At 71.9% G+C, this 15,512-nt stretch carries 15 protein-coding genes; 10 read left to right on the forward strand and 5 right to left on the reverse strand.

Translation table 11 applies throughout. The annotated features are described in order from the left end of the window. The first annotated feature begins 108 nt into the window (after window positions 1-108). On the forward strand, window positions 109-891 hold the full coding sequence (locus AB0D66_RS18715) for an SDR family oxidoreductase (RefSeq protein ID WP_362304158.1): 783 nt from the start codon (window positions 109-111) through the stop codon (window positions 889-891). A 51-nt stretch (window positions 892-942) separates the two neighbouring features. Continuing rightward, window positions 943-3,534 (forward strand): bifunctional FO biosynthesis protein CofGH, encoded by a 2,592-nt coding sequence (locus AB0D66_RS18720; RefSeq protein ID WP_362304161.1) that lies wholly within the window; start codon window positions 943-945, stop codon window positions 3,532-3,534. An 85-nt stretch (window positions 3,535-3,619) separates the two neighbouring features. Here the strand turns inward: AB0D66_RS18720 and AB0D66_RS18725 are convergent, their stop codons facing one another. Next, window positions 3,620-4,684 (reverse strand): tyrosine-protein phosphatase, encoded by a 1,065-nt coding sequence (locus AB0D66_RS18725; RefSeq protein ID WP_362304164.1) that lies wholly within the window; start codon window positions 4,682-4,684, stop codon window positions 3,620-3,622. A 777-nt stretch (window positions 4,685-5,461) separates the two neighbouring features. On the opposite strand from AB0D66_RS18725, the gene AB0D66_RS18730 reads away from it, so the two are divergent. Beyond that, entirely contained in the window at window positions 5,462-6,568 is a 1,107-nt protein-coding gene (locus AB0D66_RS18730; RefSeq protein ID WP_362304377.1) for an ADP-ribosylglycohydrolase family protein, read from the forward strand. On the opposite strand, the gene AB0D66_RS18735 is transcribed toward AB0D66_RS18730, so the two are convergent. After that, a complete protein-coding gene (locus AB0D66_RS18735; protein ID WP_362304166.1) occupies window positions 6,565-7,182 on the reverse strand; it encodes a hypothetical protein in 618 nt (205 codons plus the stop codon). The two genes, AB0D66_RS18730 and AB0D66_RS18735, sit on opposite strands and share 4 nt — an antisense overlap. An 89-nt stretch (window positions 7,183-7,271) precedes the next feature. On the opposite strand from AB0D66_RS18735, the gene AB0D66_RS18740 reads away from it, so the two are divergent. The 3 genes from AB0D66_RS18740 to AB0D66_RS18750 all read left to right on the forward strand — a co-directional run bounded on the left by AB0D66_RS18740 (window position 7,272) and on the right by AB0D66_RS18750 (window position 11,634). Then, window positions 7,272-10,118, forward strand: a complete 2,847-nt coding sequence (locus tag AB0D66_RS18740; protein WP_362304168.1) for a TIR domain-containing protein — start codon at window positions 7,272-7,274, stop codon at window positions 10,116-10,118. Between the two features lie 49 nt (window positions 10,119-10,167). After that, window positions 10,168-11,028, forward strand: coding sequence for a TIGR03619 family F420-dependent LLM class oxidoreductase (locus AB0D66_RS18745; RefSeq protein ID WP_362304171.1), 861 nt, complete (start codon window positions 10,168-10,170; stop codon window positions 11,026-11,028). A gap of 135 nt (window positions 11,029-11,163) precedes the next feature. Beyond that, window positions 11,164-11,634 carry a septum formation family protein gene (locus AB0D66_RS18750; RefSeq protein WP_362304174.1) on the forward strand — a complete coding sequence of 157 codons (471 nt, stop codon included), beginning with the start codon at window positions 11,164-11,166 and terminating at the stop codon, window positions 11,632-11,634. Here the strand turns inward: AB0D66_RS18750 and AB0D66_RS18755 are convergent. Beyond that, window positions 11,631-12,050, reverse strand: a complete 420-nt coding sequence (locus AB0D66_RS18755; RefSeq protein WP_362304177.1) for an ATP-binding protein — start codon at window positions 12,048-12,050, stop codon at window positions 11,631-11,633. The genes AB0D66_RS18750 and AB0D66_RS18755 overlap by 4 nt on opposite strands. 85 nt (window positions 12,051-12,135) lie before the next feature. Between AB0D66_RS18755 and AB0D66_RS18760 the strand changes: the two genes are divergently transcribed. Together AB0D66_RS18760 and AB0D66_RS18765 are read left to right on the forward strand one after the other, a co-directional pair. Continuing rightward, a complete protein-coding gene (locus tag AB0D66_RS18760; protein ID WP_362304180.1) occupies window positions 12,136-13,020 on the forward strand; it encodes a helix-turn-helix transcriptional regulator in 885 nt (294 codons plus the stop codon). Next, window positions 13,017-13,265: a DUF397 domain-containing protein gene (locus AB0D66_RS18765; RefSeq protein WP_362304183.1), complete on the forward strand. Its 249-nt coding sequence runs from the start codon at window positions 13,017-13,019 to the stop codon at window positions 13,263-13,265. Before AB0D66_RS18760 ends, AB0D66_RS18765 begins: the two co-directional genes overlap by 4 nt. Before the next feature lies 1 nt (window position 13,266). On the opposite strand, the gene AB0D66_RS18770 is transcribed toward AB0D66_RS18765, so the two are convergent. Beyond that, the gene (locus AB0D66_RS18770; RefSeq protein WP_362304186.1) at window positions 13,267-13,869 is read right to left on the reverse strand and encodes an NAD(P)H-dependent oxidoreductase; all 603 of its coding nucleotides are present in this window, start codon (window positions 13,867-13,869) and stop codon (window positions 13,267-13,269) included. A 217-nt stretch (window positions 13,870-14,086) separates the two neighbouring features. Here AB0D66_RS18770 and AB0D66_RS18775 point away from each other — a divergent pair, with 217 nt between their 5' ends. Further along, a complete protein-coding gene (locus tag AB0D66_RS18775) occupies window positions 14,087-14,485 on the forward strand; it encodes a VOC family protein (RefSeq protein WP_362304189.1) in 399 nt (132 codons plus the stop codon). On the opposite strand, the gene AB0D66_RS18780 is transcribed toward AB0D66_RS18775, so the two are convergent. After that, entirely contained in the window at window positions 14,482-15,276 is a 795-nt protein-coding gene (locus AB0D66_RS18780; RefSeq protein ID WP_362304192.1) for a DUF4239 domain-containing protein, read from the reverse strand. The genes AB0D66_RS18775 and AB0D66_RS18780 overlap by 4 nt on opposite strands. On the opposite strand from AB0D66_RS18780, the gene AB0D66_RS18785 reads away from it, so the two are divergent. Beyond that, the gene (locus AB0D66_RS18785) at window positions 15,253-15,510 is read left to right on the forward strand and encodes a nitroreductase/quinone reductase family protein (RefSeq protein ID WP_362304195.1); all 258 of its coding nucleotides are present in this window, start codon (window positions 15,253-15,255) and stop codon (window positions 15,508-15,510) included. The genes AB0D66_RS18780 and AB0D66_RS18785 overlap by 24 nt on opposite strands. Window positions 15,511-15,512: the final 2 nt, after the last annotated feature.

Here is a 15,512-nt window from a genome sequence, read left to right on the forward strand (position 1 = left end):
CCGGAGGCCCGGCGGCGAACGGGCCGACCCGCTCCCCACCCCTTCCCATCCCGCCGCCGGGACCCTAGCCTGACGAACCGTCAGATCCACTGTTCCTGGAGGCCCGTCATGCTGCTGCGAGGGAAGACCGTCATCGTCTCCGGAGTCGGGGCCGGGCTCGGGCACCAGGTCGCCGCCACCGTGGTCCGCGACGGCGGGAACGCCGTGCTGGGGGCGCGGACCGAGGCGAATCTGGCCAAGTCCGCCGCCGAGATCGACCCCGACGGGGCGCGCACCGCCTACCTGCCCACCGACATCGGCGACGAGCGCCAGTGCGAGGCCCTCGCCGCGCTCGCACGCGAGCGCTTCGGCCGGATCGACGCCGTCGTGCACGTCGCCGCCTGGGACTCGTACTTCGGCGGCCTGGAGGACGCCGACTTCGGCACCTGGCAGCAGATCCTCGACGTGAACCTGCTGGGAACCCTCCGGATGACCCGGGCCTGCCTGCCCGCGCTCAAGGAGAACGGCGGCTCCGTCGTCATCATCGGCACGCAGTCCGCCGTCGCCGCGCCCAACGAGGTCCAGCAGGCCGCCTACGCCGCCTCCAAAGGCGCCCTGACCTCCGCCATGTACTCCATGGCCCGCGAGCTCGGGCCGCACCGGATCCGGGTCAACACCGTGCTCCCCGGCTGGATGTGGGGCCCGCCCGTGCAGGCCTTCGTCACCTTCACCGCCCACACCGAGAACGTCCCCGAGGCCGAGGTCCACGCCCGCCTGACCGAGCGCATGGCGCTGCCCGACCTCGCCACCGACGGGGACGTCGCCGACGCCGCCGCCTTCCTCGCCTCCGACCGGGCGCGGTCGATAACCGGCCAGTCGCTGCTGGTCAACGCCGGTGAGCTGATGCGGTGAGCACGCCGATCGCCTCCCCCTGCCCGTACGACCGGATCGTATGCTCGGCCCATGACCACTCCGAGTGACGCTCCGACCGAAAACGCGATGCGCCGCGCGCTCCGGCGGGCCCGCGACGGCGTCGCGCTCGACGCGACCGAGGCGGCCGTACTCCTCCAGGCGCGCGGTGAGGCGCTCGACGACCTCACCGCCTCCGCCGCCCGCGTGAGGGACTCCGGACTCGCCGCCGCCGGGCGGCCCGGTGTCATCACGTACTCGAAGAGCGTGTTCATCCCGCTGACCCGCCTGTGCCGCGACAAGTGCCACTACTGCACCTTCGCCACCGTCCCCGGCCGGCTCCGCCGCGCCGGCCACGGGATGTACATGTCCCCGGACGAGGTCCTCGACATCGCCCGCCGCGGCGCGGCGCTCGGCTGCAAGGAAGCGCTCATCACCCTCGGCGACAAGCCCGAGGACCGCTGGCCCGAGGCGCGCGAGTGGCTCGAGGCGGAGGGCTACAGCGACACCATCTCCTACGTCCGGGCCATCTCCATCCGGATCCTGGAGGAGACCGGCCTGCTCCCCCACCTGAACCCGGGCGTGATGTCCTGGGCCGACTTCCAGCGGCTCAAGCCCGTCGCCCCGTCCATGGGCATGATGCTGGAGACCACGGCCACCCGCCTGTGGTCCGAGCCGGGCGGCCCGCACCACGGCTCCCCCGACAAGGAGCCGGCGGTCCGGCTGCGCGTGCTGGAGGACGCCGGGCGGTCCTCGGTCCCCTTCACGAGCGGCCTGCTGATCGGCATCGGCGAGACCTACGAGGAGCGCGCCGAGTCCCTCTTCGCGCTGCGCCGGGTCGCCCGCTCCTACCACGGCATACAGGAGCTGATCATCCAGAACTTCCGCGCCAAGCCGGACACGGCCATGCGCGGGATGCCGGACGCCGAACTCGACGACCTCGTCGCCACGATCGCCGTCGCCCGGCACATCATGGGCCCCTCCGCCTGCCTGCAGGCGCCGCCCAACCTGGTCGACGGCGAGTACGCCCGCCTGATCGGCGCCGGGATCGACGACTGGGGCGGCGTCTCGCCGCTGACCCCCGACCACGTCAACCCCGAGCGCCCGTGGCCGCAGATCGACCTGCTGGCCGAGCGGTCCGCGGCGGCCGGTTTCGAGCTGCGGGAACGGCTGTGCGTGTACCCGGAGTTCGTGCAGCGCGGCGAACCCTGGCTGGACCCGCGGCTGCTGCCGCACGTGCGGGCGCTCGCCGACCCGGACACGGGGCTGGCCGACGCCTCCGCCGAGGTCGTGGGCCGGCCGTGGCAGGAGCCGGACGAGGGCTTCGCCGCGTACGGGCGCACCGATCTGCACACCGCCATCGACAGCGAGGGCCGCACCGGCGACCGCCGCGAGGACTTCGACCACGTCTACGGCGACTGGGAGGCGCTGCGGGAGGCCGCCGCGCCCGGGATGGTGCCCGAGCGCATCGACACCGACGTACGGGCCGCGCTCGCGCAGGCCGCCGACGACCCGACCCTGCTCACCGACGCGCAGGCCCTGGCCCTGCTGCACGCCGACGGGCCGGCCCTGGACGCCCTCTGCCGGATCGCCGACGACCTGCGGAAGTCGGTGGTCGGCGACGAGGTCACCTACATCGTCACGCGCAACATCAACTTCACCAACGTCTGCTACACCGGCTGCCGCTTCTGCGCCTTCGCGCAGCGCCGTACGGACGCCGACGCGTACACCCTCTCCCTGGACCAGGTCGCCGACCGGGCCGCCCAGGCCTGGGACGTGGGCGCGGTCGAGGTGTGCATGCAGGGCGGCATCCACCCGGACCTGCCCGGGACGGCGTACTTCGACATCGCGCGCGCGGTCAAGCAGCGCGTCCCCGGGATGCACGTGCACGCCTTCTCGCCGATGGAGGTCGTCAACGGGGCCACGCGGACGGGCATGTCCGTACGGGACTGGCTGACGGCCGCCAAGGAGGCCGGGCTCGACTCCGTCCCCGGCACGGCGGCGGAGATCCTCGACGACGAGGTGCGGTGGGTCCTGACCAAGGGCAAGCTGCCGACGGCGGACTGGATCGAGGTCATCAGCACGGCGCACGAGCTCGGCATCCGGTCCTCGTCCACGATGATGTACGGGCACGTGGACCAGCCGCGGCACTGGCTCGGGCACTTCCGCACGCTGGCCCGGATCCAGCAGAGCGCCCTGTCCAAGGGCGTGGAGGGCTTCACCGAGTTCGTGACGCTGCCGTTCATCCACACCAACGCGCCCGTGTACCTGGCGGGCATCGCCCGGCCCGGGCCCACGGTCCGCGACAACCGGGCGGTCACGGCGATGGCGCGGCTGCTGCTCCACCCGTACATCCCCAACATCCAGACCAGCTGGGTGAAGCTGGGCACGGAGGGTGCGGCCGAGATGCTCCGGTCCGGAGCCAACGACCTCGGCGGGACCCTGATGGAGGAGACCATCTCGCGGATGGCGGGATCGAGTTACGGCTCGTACAAGTCGGTCCGGGACCTGGTCGCCGTCGCGGAGGCGGCGGGGCGGCCCGCGAAGGCCCGTACGACGCTGTACGGGGAGGTGCCGGCGGAGCGCCAGGACGCGGCCCGCGCCTCGGACGGGCACCTGCCGGATCTGCTGCCCGTCCTGGACTAGCGGCGGGCGCTACCGCGAGGGGAACGGGGGGAGCCCGGCCGGGGCGTGGCGTGTCCGGCCGGGCTCCCGCACGGGGTGCGCCCCGTCAGCCGACCAGGAGGTCCTTCTTGAGCTGCTTCAGCTCGCGGGCGTCGATGCCGAGCCCGTCCGCGAGGTAGCGGTCGAAGGAGCCGTACTTCGCGGTGACCTCGTCGTAGCCCGCGTTCAGGTACTCGGGGCGCACGTCGAGCAGGGGCTTGTAGACGGCGGCCTGCTGGGCGGGCAGGTGGGAGAGGACCGCCTCGTTCGCGGCCCTGCGGTAGTCGTTGCTGGCCAGGTAGTCGGCCTCGACGGTCGCCCGGGGGACGCCGAGGGCGGTCAGCAGCGCGGCGTTGGCCCAACCGGTGCGGTCCTTGCCGGCGGTGCAGTGGAACAGGACCGAGCGGCCGCGGTCGCGCTCGATGCCCTCGAGGACCTGCGTGTAGGCCTTCCTGCCGCCCTCGTCGGAGACCATGGCCTTCTCCGCGTCGACCATGGCCCCGACGGCCTCGTCGGGGGTCTTGGGCAGGGTCTGGAAGGAGCCGGAGCCCGCGAAGACGTCGGCGACGACGTACGCGGCACCCGCGGGGACCTTGTCGGCGGCCTGGGCGCGCTCGTCCGCCATGCGCAGGTCGAAGACCGTCCTGACGCGCAGGCGCTGGAGCTTGGCCAGGTCGCTCCCGGTCAGCTTGTCGAGGGCGTCGGAGCGGTAGACCTCGCCCATCTTGACCCACTGGCCGTTCGCGGTGCGGTAGCCGCCGGCGTCGCGGAAGTTGACGGTGCCGTCCAGCTTGACCAGTCGGTCGGCGAGGCGCAGACCCTGGCCGCGCCGCGGCTTGAAGTCGAACCACTGGCGGTCGGCGGCGGGCAGCCCGGTGACGACGGCCCGGCCCTGGGCGCCGCCCTGGGCGACGACCTTTCCGTTCGCCCTGACCTCCACCCGCTGGGTGCCTTCGGCCTTCCACTGCAGGGTGAAGGAGCCGTCGGCTCCGGCGGTGACGGTGGCCTCGGTGAACGGGATGGCGGACCGGTCCTGCCGGTCCCCGCCGGAGGCGGCGGCGAGCGGGGCCGCGAGCAGGGAGGCGGTGACGGCGGAGGCGACGAGGGTCGCGGCGAGGAGTGCCTTCTTCATGCCTGTGAGGCTGGGCGGCCGCGGAGAACCGGGGATGAACGGGGCATGGCGGGGACCGGCCGGCTCGAAGGCCAGTGGCAAAACGTGTCATCAGCCGGGGCGGCGGCCGAAAGTGTTCGGTTTCCGGCCGTTCTCCGCATGCTTACGGACCGCTTGAGGGGCCGCTTCCGGATGCAACCGAAGCTGTCCACTACAGTGCGCGCCAGTGCCGCCGCGGCGGCGGCCGCAGGCACGGCCAGGGGGACGGTGAGGGCGATGGACGCGACAACGGGCGCGGGCGCGGAGGTCATTCAGGGCACACCGACCGGCCCGGCACCGGGCCCAGCCCCGAGCCCGCCCGCCACCGGCCCGACCCCGGCCGCCCCCGTCCCGAACGAGCCCCCGTACACCGGCGGCACGGCGACGGGCCCGTCCGCCACCGGCCCGACCCCCTCGACGGACGGCCGCGGCACCCCGTACGCCCCCGGCACCGGGCCAGCCACCGACGGGCACGGCATGACGACCGGGCCCGGCCCGGCACAGCCGACGGACGGCCGGGGCACCCCGTACGCCCCCGGCACCGGCCCGGCCACCGACGGGCACGGCATGACGACCGGGCCCGGCCCGGCACAGCCGACGGACGGCCGGGGCACCCCGTACGCCCCCGGCACCGGGCCGGCGGCCCAGGGTCGCGGGACGTCGTGCCGGCCGGACGGTGCCGGGGTCGCCGGGGCGGGTCCGGCGGAGGCCGGGCCCGGCGGGCCGGGGCAGGCCGTGCACGGGCGCGGCGGCGCCCCCGTGCGGCGGGTCGCGTCGCCCGCCACCGGCCTGTGGGGGCGGTTCGAGCAACAGGACTTCCGCAGCCGGGTCCGCGGCACCCTCCTCGGCTCCGCCATCGGCGACGCCTTCGGCGCGTCCGTCGGCGCGCTCACCCTCGACGCCATCCGCGCAGCACACGGCCCGCAGGGCCTGACCACGCCCGCCGCCGGCCCCGTCACGGCCGCCACCCAGCTCACCCTCTTCACGGTGGACGGGCTCATACGGGCCCACGTACGCCGGGACACCGGCACCTGGCACCCGCCCACCGACATCCACCGCGCCTACCTCCGCTGGGCCGCCACCCAGCACGACTGGGGTCCCGACGAGCGCCGCAAGGACAACGGCTGGCTCGCGCAGCAGGAGTGGCTCTACGCCCGCCGCGGCCCCGACCGCGCCTGCCTGACCGGCTTCGCCGACGACATCCTCGGCACCCCCGCCCAGCCGAAGAACCCCGCCGCCCGCGGCGCGGCCGCCGCCACCCGCTCGGCACCCTTCGGCCTGCTCGTCGGCTGGGAGCCGGCCCTGGTCCTCCAACTCGCCGTCGAATGCGCCGCGCAGAGCCACGGCCACCCCGCCGCGTACCTCTCCGCCGGCGCCTTCGCCCTCGTCGTGCACGGCCTGACGCGCGGCGAGCCCCTGGACTCCGCCGTCCAGCGCGCCCTCGGCCAGCTGGGCAGCCGCCCCGGGCACCAACCCGTCACCGACGCCCTCCAGCGCGCCCTGGCGGCCGTCACACAGGGCGTGCCCGGCCCCGCGACCGTGGAGACCCTCGCCGCCGGTGACGCCGAAGCCGCCCTCGCCGTGGCCGTCTACTGCACGCTGGTCGCCGAGGACGTCCCGCACGGCCTGCGCCTGGCCGTGAACCACGGCGGGGACTCGGCCGCCGCCGGAGCCCTGTGCGGAGCACTCCTCGGCGCCCTGCACGGCGAGACCGCCCTCCCGGCCGCCTGGCTCGCCGAGCTCGACGGCCGCGCCACGCTGCTGGAGCTCGCCGACGACTTCGCCCTGGAGATGACCCAGGGCCCCGCCCTGCACGGCCCCTCGACCGCCTCCCCCGGCTGGCTGGCCCGCTACCCGCGCGGCTAGGGAGCCTCCGTTGCGGGAGCCCCACTGGCGGGTGCTCCCGCGGCGGGTGCCTGGTGGGGGACTCGCGCGGTGATCAGATCGCCCACACCGGCAACCTCGTTGAGTGCCTCGGCGAGCGAGAGCAACACCTTGCGCACGCCGTTGATCTCCTCACGCAGCTCGGCCGCCAGCGCCCACCGCCGTTCATGCGAGACGGGATCGACGTGGTCCCCCCGCGTCGCCTCGTGCGCGGTGAGCAGCGGATGCCACCGACTGAGCAGCGGCCTGATCGAGAGGTTGAGTACGTTGACCGCCAGGACCCCGAACGTCACGTGGCCCGGCGCCACGCGAGGAGCGACCGCGGGCCCGTACCGGCGCAGGATCTCCCGGGTGGTGCCGAAGACGGTGTAGAGGGAGGACAACGCCTCCCTCAAGAGGCCTTCGTCCTCGCCCAGTTCCACGACCGAAATCCGGGTGGCCAGTTCCACGTAGAGCTCCCAGGCGGCCTCGCGCTCGGAGTCCACGGGCTCCCAGATGCCGCTGATCTCCCCGACGAACGGGATGGCGAGCTTGACCGTGATCTCCTGTGGGCCGAACCCTCCACCGCTACGCCTACCCCTGCGCCGCAACACCATCCGCCAACCCCTCCCGTGCAGCAAAGTCTCCGTGTAACCCTACGAGTTGAGCGAGATCACACAAGTAGCGGGCGAGCCGGGGGGCAGTCATGGACCGCGAACGCGATGCGTTCATTTCGTATAGCCACAAGCGGGATGTCACGCTGGCGCAGGGTCTTCAACGCGGCCTGCATCGGCTCGCCCGGCCATGGACACGCCGCCAGGTCATCAACGTCTTCCGGGACACCACGAGTCTCTCGGCCAACAGCGACCTCGGCGGATCCATCAAAGAGGAGCTGGCGCGCTCCCGTTACTTCATATACCTGGCCTCGCCCGAGGCCGCGGCCTCCCGCTGGGTGCGCGAGGAAATCGAGTTCTGGGTTGCGAACCGGCCCATGGACCGCTTCCTCATCGCGGTCAGTGGAGGCACGGTCGCCTGGGACACACGCACGGGTGACTTCGACTGGGACGGCACCACCGCTCTGCCGCCGGTCCTCCGCGGCAAGTTCGCGACAGAACCGCTCTGGGTGGACCTGACTGCCTTCCGGGGGTCCGAGAATCTCTCCTTACGCCAGGCGGATTTCCGTGACGCCGTCGCCACCCTCGCCGCCCCGCTCCACGGCCGCAGCAAGGACGCGCTGGACAGCGAGGACCTCCGCCAGCACCGGATCGCCACCCGCATGCTCCGCGGCGCCGTAGCCGCCCTTTCCGTGCTCCTGGTGACTGCCCTCATCGCCGGCGGCCTCGCCTGGCAGCAACGGGGCGAAGCCCTCGACCGCGCACGGCGCTCCGCCTCCCAGGCCCTCGCGGCCCGCGCCCTGGAAATCTCCGGAACGGACCCCCGCAGGGCTGCCCAGCTCGCCCTCTACGCGGAGGCAGTACAGCCCACCGGCGAGTCGGCGCAGGCCATGGCCCGGGCGGTGGCGGCCAACGAGGGCGTGACACGGCACTTCGAGGCGGGAAGCGATCAGGTATTCGGGTCTCGCGGTGCGGGTACGATCCCCGCCGCCGAAGTGGCGATCAGCCCCGACGGCAGCATGCTCGCGTACTACCTGGACTTCGGCGAGGTTCATCTCTACGACACACGCTCCGGCACCGCCCTGCCGTCGCTGCCCACCAGTGGGCCGCAGAACGGAGGGGCACTGCGGTTCAGCGCGGACGGGAAGCTGCTCGTGATGGAGACCGCCTACAACGAGATCGAGCTGTGGGACGTGCCCGGCGCCAAGCTGCTGCGGACCATCGTCGCGAGCAACGGAAGAGAACTGTCCCAAGCACACGTGAGGCTGAAGGGTCAGGCGCTGTCCGACGACGGAAAATGGCTCGCCGCGACCTACTACACCCAAGCCATGGACGTCGAACACCTCGGCGTCTGGGATACCGGCACCGGTAACGCCGTCACCCAAGGCCCGGCCTCGGCGGACGGGCTCAGCCTCGCCTTCGACGGCTCGAACCGGCTTGTCACCTTTGCCAGTGACACGGGCACCGTACGGGAATACACCCCGGCGTCGAACACGTGGAGCCCCTCGCGCCAGGTGCAGGGGCTGCCCACAGGGGACGAGGCGAGGAGCGTCATACTCTCGCCTCACGGGGACTGGGCATACGTCCTCGCTCCGAAGAAGGGGGGCAAGGACGAGCTGTGGAGTCTGACCGAGCACAGGCGCATCGCAGAACTGGCGGATGCACCGCCGCTGGCCACCCGCTCGACCGGCGCGCGCGCTCTCGCCCTTCCCGCCGACAGCGGCCGGCTGATCACGATGTCAGACGGCCAGTCGGTGACCGTCTACGACCCTGCCCTTCGACGACGGCGCAGTCTGGGTTCGTTCACGTGGCCCGTTCTCAGCGTCGCCGCCTCCGCCGATGGCAAGTGGGTGGCCGCGGCGGCCGAGAACGGAGCCGTGTCCCTCTTCGCCACGACGACGGGACAAGGTGGCGAATCCCTGCCGAACGAGGACCGGGTCAAGCCGGACGAGCTCAGTCCTGCCGGCTGGCTGGCGCTGCGGTCGAACGGGGACAGCACCGACCTGTGGACGGTAGCCGGTGGAGACGCCGGTGTTCAGCGCGTGGGACACATCCCGCGAAAGCTCCACTCGAACGAATCCGTGGTGGCCGTGAATGCCGACGGCAGTCGCGCGGCCTTGGTGGAAGGGGCGGAACTGTCGCTCTGGGATCCACGCACGGGTACCCAGGTGGGATCTTCCCGGACGTTCCCCGAGCGGTACACCGGAAACCGGAGCCGCCGGCCGCTCCTCTTCATGCCGGACGGGATACACGTCGTCGTGGCCGGGGCCGACAGGCTCCTACTGGTCGACAGCCGGTCCTGGGAGACCCGCCAGGACCTGGGTGAGTACAGCACGAACGGGGACAGCGCCGAGACCAGCGGAGATGGAAGAACGCTGATCGCCATGGACGTCCTCGGGGACGTAACCGTGTGGGGGTGGACCGGTAACGCCCACCTCAAGCAGGTACGCAAGGGCTCGGTCGGCAACATGGTGCAAAGCGTCGTGGTCAGCCACGAGGGGGAAAAGCTCGCGGCCGTCGACGGCAATCGCCGCATCAGCATTCTTGACGTCGGAACCGGGCACGTCACGCGGAGTTCGGCCGGAATGCAGTACAGCGAGGGTTCCGTCGTCTTCAGCAAGGACGCCAGGCTCCTTGTGCAACGCGTCAGGAGCGGCGCCGAGTGGACCCTGCAGTTCTGGGACACGGTTTCCGGCGACGCCGTCGGCAGCTGGACCGTCCCGACGTGGGGCACCGACAGCGAGAGCGCCGTGCAACTGCTCTCCGGCCCCGGAGGCGGAGTCCTCTCCCTCAAGGAGGACGGGACCTTCGCACGGCACACCATCGACTTCTCCTCGTGGCACAAAGCCCTGTGCGCGCTCGTGCCGGAGCCACTCCCCAAGGACGAGTACGACCGCTATCTCAAGGATGTGGAGGTCGTCGCGCCCTGCCGTCCGTAGGCGGAAGCCCGTACCTTGTCCTTCCCACGTCTCGGAGGTGCCAGAAGCCATGCGGATCGCCACGACCATCTTCCTCACCGACCGCACCGTCTCGCCCGTCCGCCTCGCGCGCAGTCTGGAGGAGCGGGGCTTCGCCGGGCTCTACCTGCCGGAGCACACCCACATCCCGGTCGTCCGCGAGACCGCCGCCCCCATGGGCGGCGACCTCCCCGAGATGTACGGGCGCACGCTCGACCCGTTCGTGGCCCTCGGCCAGGCCGCCGCCGTGACCGAGCGGCTCCACCTCGGCACCGGCATCACGCTCGTCGCGCAGCACGACCCGATCGACCTCGCCAAGCAGATCGCCACCCTCGACCACCTCTCCGGCGGCCGCTTCACCCTCGGCATCGGTTACGGCTGGAACGTCGAGGAGGCCGCCGACCACGGGGTCGAGTGGCGCACCCGCCGTGAACTGGTCCGCGACCGGATGGCCCTGATGCGGGCCCTGTGGGCCCCGGAACCGACCGCGTACGTCGGCGAGTTCTCCTCCGTCCAGGCCAGCGCCGCCCACCCGAAGCCGGTCCAGGCGCCGCGCGAACTCGGCCCCGGCGTCCCCCTGTACGGCCCCCGCACCCTGATCGGCGGCCAGGCCGGCCCGAAGCTGTTCACGGCCATCGCCGACCACGCCGACGGCTGGCTGCCGATCGGCGGCGGCGGCCTCACCGAGTCCCTGCCGGTGCTGCGCCGGTTCTGGGAGACCGCCGGCCGCGACCCGAAGTCCCTCCAGGTGGTCCCGTACGCCGTCCAGCCCACCCCCGGCAAGATGGGCCACTACGCCGACCTCGGCATCGAGGAGGTCGTCCTCCAGCTCCCCTCGGCCCCGGAACCGGAGGTCCTGCGCACCCTGGACGAGTTCGCCCGGTACCTCTGACCCCGGGGCGGACGGACCCTCCCGCAGGCGGCCCCCCGGCAGCCGGGAGTAGCGTGGGGAGAGGCGCACCGCCCGGCCGTCGGCCCCGCCGACCGCCGTCGGCGCCTCATCCTCTGCACGAGGAGGACCACACGCATGTCCAGAACACTGCGCGGCGTGTCCGTGCTGCTGCTCGCGCTCACCGGAGCGCTGGGCTACGCCCCCGGCGCGGTCGCCGACGACATACGGGATCTCCGCACGGGGGACTGCTTCACCACGGACGACGACCTGAAGGACTACAAGGAGGACGGCAGCGGCAGCGCCAGCCCCGAGGTGACCGAAGTGCCCTGCGACCAGCCGCACGAGGGAGAGGTGTACGCCACCTTCTCCCTGCCGGCCGGGACCTACCCGGGGCTGGAGAAGATCTCCGCGCTCGCCAGCGACAAGTGCACCAAGACGACGGCGCTCCACGACTACGTGGGAGGCGGGGAGCTCCCCAAGGAGCTGCGCGTCTTCTACTACGGCCCGCATTCCACCGGCTGGGTCCTGGGCGACCGCGACATCACCTGCTTCGTGGGCTACGAGGACCGCACCAGCAAGGGCTCGTTCCGATCCGATTCGCCCTAGCCGAGCTCTGCCCAGACGGTCTTGCCGATCAGCCGGTCCATGACCCCCCAGTGGGCGGCGACGGCATCGACGATGCGCAGCCCGTAGCCTGATTCGGCCTGGTAGGCGTGGGGCAGCGGAACGGGCCGCCGGTCGCGGCGCGGGTCCGACACCTCGATCCTGAGCGCCCCCTCCAGCAACACCATCCGCAGCTCGAAGTCCCGCCCGGGAACCCGCCCGTGGGTGACGGCATTGGCGGCGAGCTCGGCGACGACGAGCCCGGCGTCGGCGGACAGCGCGGTGGATTCGGGGATGCCCCATGCGTGGAGTTCCACGAGGGCGAGCTGGCGGGCGAGACGGGCCCCGAGGCGGGTGGAGCTGAAACGCTGAGTGAACATGCGTACGAGCGTCCCGGCGGGGATGAGGGGTGCGGTCATGGCAGCAACATCCCGTGCAGCCAGGGCTGTTCCCAGCACGGCAACCGCTACTTTTCAACTGTACGAGTCGAGTATCTGGACAGTAGTGGTCACCGTCCGTGAGCCTGAGTGCCGGGAGGTGACCGTGACGACACATGCGCACGCCGAGGAGAGCGGTGACGGCGAGGTCGAGCCGGACGATGACCTGCGGAACTTCGGCGAGGTGGTCAAGGCCTCCCGCAGGCGGGGCGGCCTGACCCAGGAGCAACTGGCCACGAAGATCCGCTACTCGGTCCAGTACGTCGGCTCGGTCGAACAGGGCCGACGCCACCCGTCGGCGAAGTTCGTGGACCGGGTGGAGGAGGCCCTGAACGCCTTCGGCGTCATCCACATCGCGGCGGCCCAGCTGACGCGGCGGCGGGGCCTGGCGAGGTGGTTCAGGCGGTGGGCGGAGCTGGAGGCTGAGGCGATCGCCCTCCATACGTACGAATGCAGGTCGGTCCCCGGGCTGTTACAGACGGAGGCCTACGCGCGGGCCCAGATCCGGGACGTGCCGCCATTGGCGACGGCGGAACAGGCCGAGGCCCGCGTCACCTCCCGGCTGGCCCGCCAGGCGGTGCTGCTGAAAACGCCGTACGTCGCCTTCAGCTTCATCATCGAGCAGTCGGTGATCGAGCGGCAGACGGGCGGGCCGGCGGTGACGCGCGAGCTGATCGACCACCTGCTGGACGTCGGGAAGCTGCCCAATGTGGACCTTCAGATCATGCCGACGATCAGCCCCGAACACGCGGGTACCGATGGGCCCTTCTGCCTCCTCGAAACACAGGAGCACGAGTGGCGCGGCTACACCGAAGGCCCGCAGATGGGCCAGGTCATCTCTGACCCGAAAGCCGCCAGCAATCTCCATCAGCAGTATGCAAAACTTCGCATCCAGGCCCTCAATCCTGCGGACAGCGCGGGCCTGTTGATGCGAATGCGAGGTTCCCTGTGAACAGCTCCCGGCTCCGGTGGTTCAAGAGCAGTTACAGCAGCAGCCAGGGCGACAACTGCGTCGAGGTCGCCCTCTCCTGGCACAAGTCCACGTACAGCGGAAGCGAGGGCGACAACTGCGTCGAGGTCGCAGCCTGCGCGGAAGCCGTCCACGTCCGGGATTCCAAGGTGACGGCCGGGCCCGAGCTGGCCGTCGACCCCGCCGCCTGGGGCGTCTTCCTGGGCGGGGTCACGGCCGACCGCTGAGCTACGCCTCGTACGGGAACCGGGCGAGCGGGGTCTCGCGCGCGAAGAAGGTCTTGGCGCGGGTCATCGCCCGCTCGTCGTTCCGCACCTGGCCGGGCCGTGAGCCGTTGCCGAGGAGTACCCCGCCGAAGTGCATCCGCATGTACGCGGCCGAGTGGTTGAGGCTGGTGATCAGCGCGTCGGCGACCTCTTCCTCTTCGTGAGCCAGGACGGTGACCCCCCACAGGGTCCGGCCCGCCATCCGCTTCTTGAAGTCCATGCCGGGCACGCCCAGCCAGCCCGACCAGTAGTCGAGGTAGCGCTTGGTGTGCGCGGAGAGGGAGTACCAGTACAGGGGTGAGGCGATGACGATGTCGGTGGCCTCCAGCGTGGCCCGCCGCAGCTCCTCCTCGGCCTCCCCGACCGGCCAGGACCCGCTCTCGTGCCGGCCGTCCTGGAAGTCGGGCAGCGAGAGCTTCGTCAGGTCCACCCAGCGCTGCGGGGTGCCGGCGGGCAGCTGCTCGGCGGCGGCGCGGGCCAGGATCTCGGTGTTGCCGTCGGGCCGGGAACTGCCGAGGACGAAGAGGAACGAGCGGTCCGTGTCGCTTACAAGGTCGGTCGTCATGTCTGCTCCGGTCTCGGTCGACGTCGCGTACCTCGCCTGCAACTCCCTTACCTGGCGGCAAATTCCCCCACCGGGGCGCCGACGTTGCCACGCCGCCGGCGGGAGCAGAAAGGCACGCGCGGGGGCGCTCGAATCGTCCAGGGCGTGCGAGCACACCCCTGCACGCCCCCGGCCCCGGGCGGCGGGAGGCCGCCCCCGCCCCCGTACCCTGCCCCACATGATCAATTCCAGTACACACATCCGCGTCGCCCGGCCCTCCCTCGATCTGACGGCCGCCGAGCGGTTCTACGTCGGCGGGCTCGGGCTCGAAGTGCTGTGGCGCAGCGAGAAGAGGGTGCCCGGAGAGCACGACCTGTTGATGGTCGGGCCCGCCGGGGGCGGTTGGCATTTCGAGCTGACGCGGGACGACGAAAACCCCGTCGCGCCCGCGCCCACCGTTGACGACCTCTTCGTGGTCTACCTGGGCGAAGCCCCCGACGAGGCCCTCGTCCAGCGGCTCGTCGAGCACGGCGGCACGCGCGTGGCCGCCCACAATCCGTACTGGGACGAGTGGGGCGTCACCTTCGTCGACCCCGACGGCTACCGCCTCGTGCTCTGCTCCCGCACCTGGGGCTAGCCGGCCGCCCAGAACGGCGCCAGGGCCGCCTCCTTGTACGGTTGCGGGCTCACGCTCAGGTCTCCCGCGAAGGGGCGGTCCAGTGCGACGACCAGCAGCAGGCTGAAGCCGATCAGTCCGGCCACCGCGGAGACGAACAGCAGCTGCATCTTCAGGCTCCGCAGCCCGAACAGGAACGTGAGCGGGAGGATCACCAGCGCGCCGCCGTACACGAGCACTTGCAGCAGGATCGGCAGCGAGGTCTCCGCCATCGAGACGCGGGCCCGGCGCTGCGCGGCGACGTCGTTGAGGCGGGTGACCGCCTCGGCGTAGAAGGTCTCGGCGCGGGTGCCGGTCGGCTCGTACGCCTGGAGGGCCTTGTACAGGGCCTGGGTCTGCGGCGCGGTCGCCTCGTAACTCGGCTCCCCCTGGCGCATCAGCGGCCACTGCACCTCGACGACGGCGTGCGTGTACGCGCCCACCGCCTGCTGCACCCGCTCGCGGTCGGCCGGTGGGAATGCGTCGGCGCTGCGCATGACCAGGGCCAGGTCCGTGGCCTCGGTGGCGACGATGTTCTGGGTGTTCTCGAGCTGCGTCCAGAGCGTGACGACGACGAAGGCCAGGATGATGCCGTAGATCGCGCCGAACATGCCGAGCGCGACCCCGACCATCTCATTGTGCTCGCCCTTGGCGAGGTGCGGGAAGCGGCGGCGGGCGGCCAGGCTGCCGGCCACGGCGAGGCCGGTGAGGCCGCCGACGAGGAGGACGGCGATGACGAAGGTGCTGAGGTGATTGAGCAACCAGAGGATCATGTGCTGCTCAACGAGCGTCCTACCCCGAAAGCCCCGCCTGGGCGTTCGATCAGCTCGTCCCAGTGCTCCCGCGTCCGGGTCGGCGCCGAGACCTTCCCGGCGACCGCCCGCCGGGCCACCCCGGCCGAGGCCGACCGCCTGTGGCCGGTGGTGGCCGCGATGCCCTCGTACGCGGCCTACCGCGAGGCGACGGCCCGCGAGATCCCGCTGGTCCTGGTCACCCGTACCGGCTGAGG

This window comes from Streptomyces sp. NPDC048270 (genome assembly GCF_040652335.1).
Classification (GTDB): Bacteria; Actinomycetota; Actinomycetes; order Streptomycetales; family Streptomycetaceae; genus Streptomyces.

What these genes read in the sequence shown, in the direction of transcription:
- AB0D66_RS18715 (WP_362304158.1), top strand. Translation starts at nt 109, where the DNA reads ATGCTGCTGCGAGGGAAGACCGTCATCGTCTCCGGAGTCGGGGCCGGG.
- AB0D66_RS18720 (WP_362304161.1), top strand. Translation starts at nt 943, where the DNA reads ATGACCACTCCGAGTGACGCTCCGACCGAAAACGCGATGCGCCGCGCG.
- AB0D66_RS18725 (WP_362304164.1), bottom strand. Translation starts at nt 4,684, where the DNA reads ATGAAGAAGGCACTCCTCGCCGCGACCCTCGTCGCCTCCGCCGTCACC.
- AB0D66_RS18735 (WP_362304166.1), bottom strand. Translation starts at nt 7,182, where the DNA reads ATGGTGTTGCGGCGCAGGGGTAGGCGTAGCGGTGGAGGGTTCGGCCCA.
- AB0D66_RS18740 (WP_362304168.1), top strand. Translation starts at nt 7,272, where the DNA reads ATGGACCGCGAACGCGATGCGTTCATTTCGTATAGCCACAAGCGGGAT.
- AB0D66_RS18745 (WP_362304171.1), top strand. Translation starts at nt 10,168, where the DNA reads ATGCGGATCGCCACGACCATCTTCCTCACCGACCGCACCGTCTCGCCC.
- AB0D66_RS18750 (WP_362304174.1), top strand. Translation starts at nt 11,164, where the DNA reads ATGTCCAGAACACTGCGCGGCGTGTCCGTGCTGCTGCTCGCGCTCACC.
- AB0D66_RS18755 (WP_362304177.1), bottom strand. Translation starts at nt 12,050, where the DNA reads ATGACCGCACCCCTCATCCCCGCCGGGACGCTCGTACGCATGTTCACT.
- AB0D66_RS18770 (WP_362304186.1), bottom strand. Translation starts at nt 13,869, where the DNA reads ATGACGACCGACCTTGTAAGCGACACGGACCGCTCGTTCCTCTTCGTC.
- AB0D66_RS18775 (WP_362304189.1), top strand. Translation starts at nt 14,087, where the DNA reads ATGATCAATTCCAGTACACACATCCGCGTCGCCCGGCCCTCCCTCGAT.
- AB0D66_RS18780 (WP_362304192.1), bottom strand. Translation starts at nt 15,276, where the DNA reads ATGATCCTCTGGTTGCTCAATCACCTCAGCACCTTCGTCATCGCCGTC.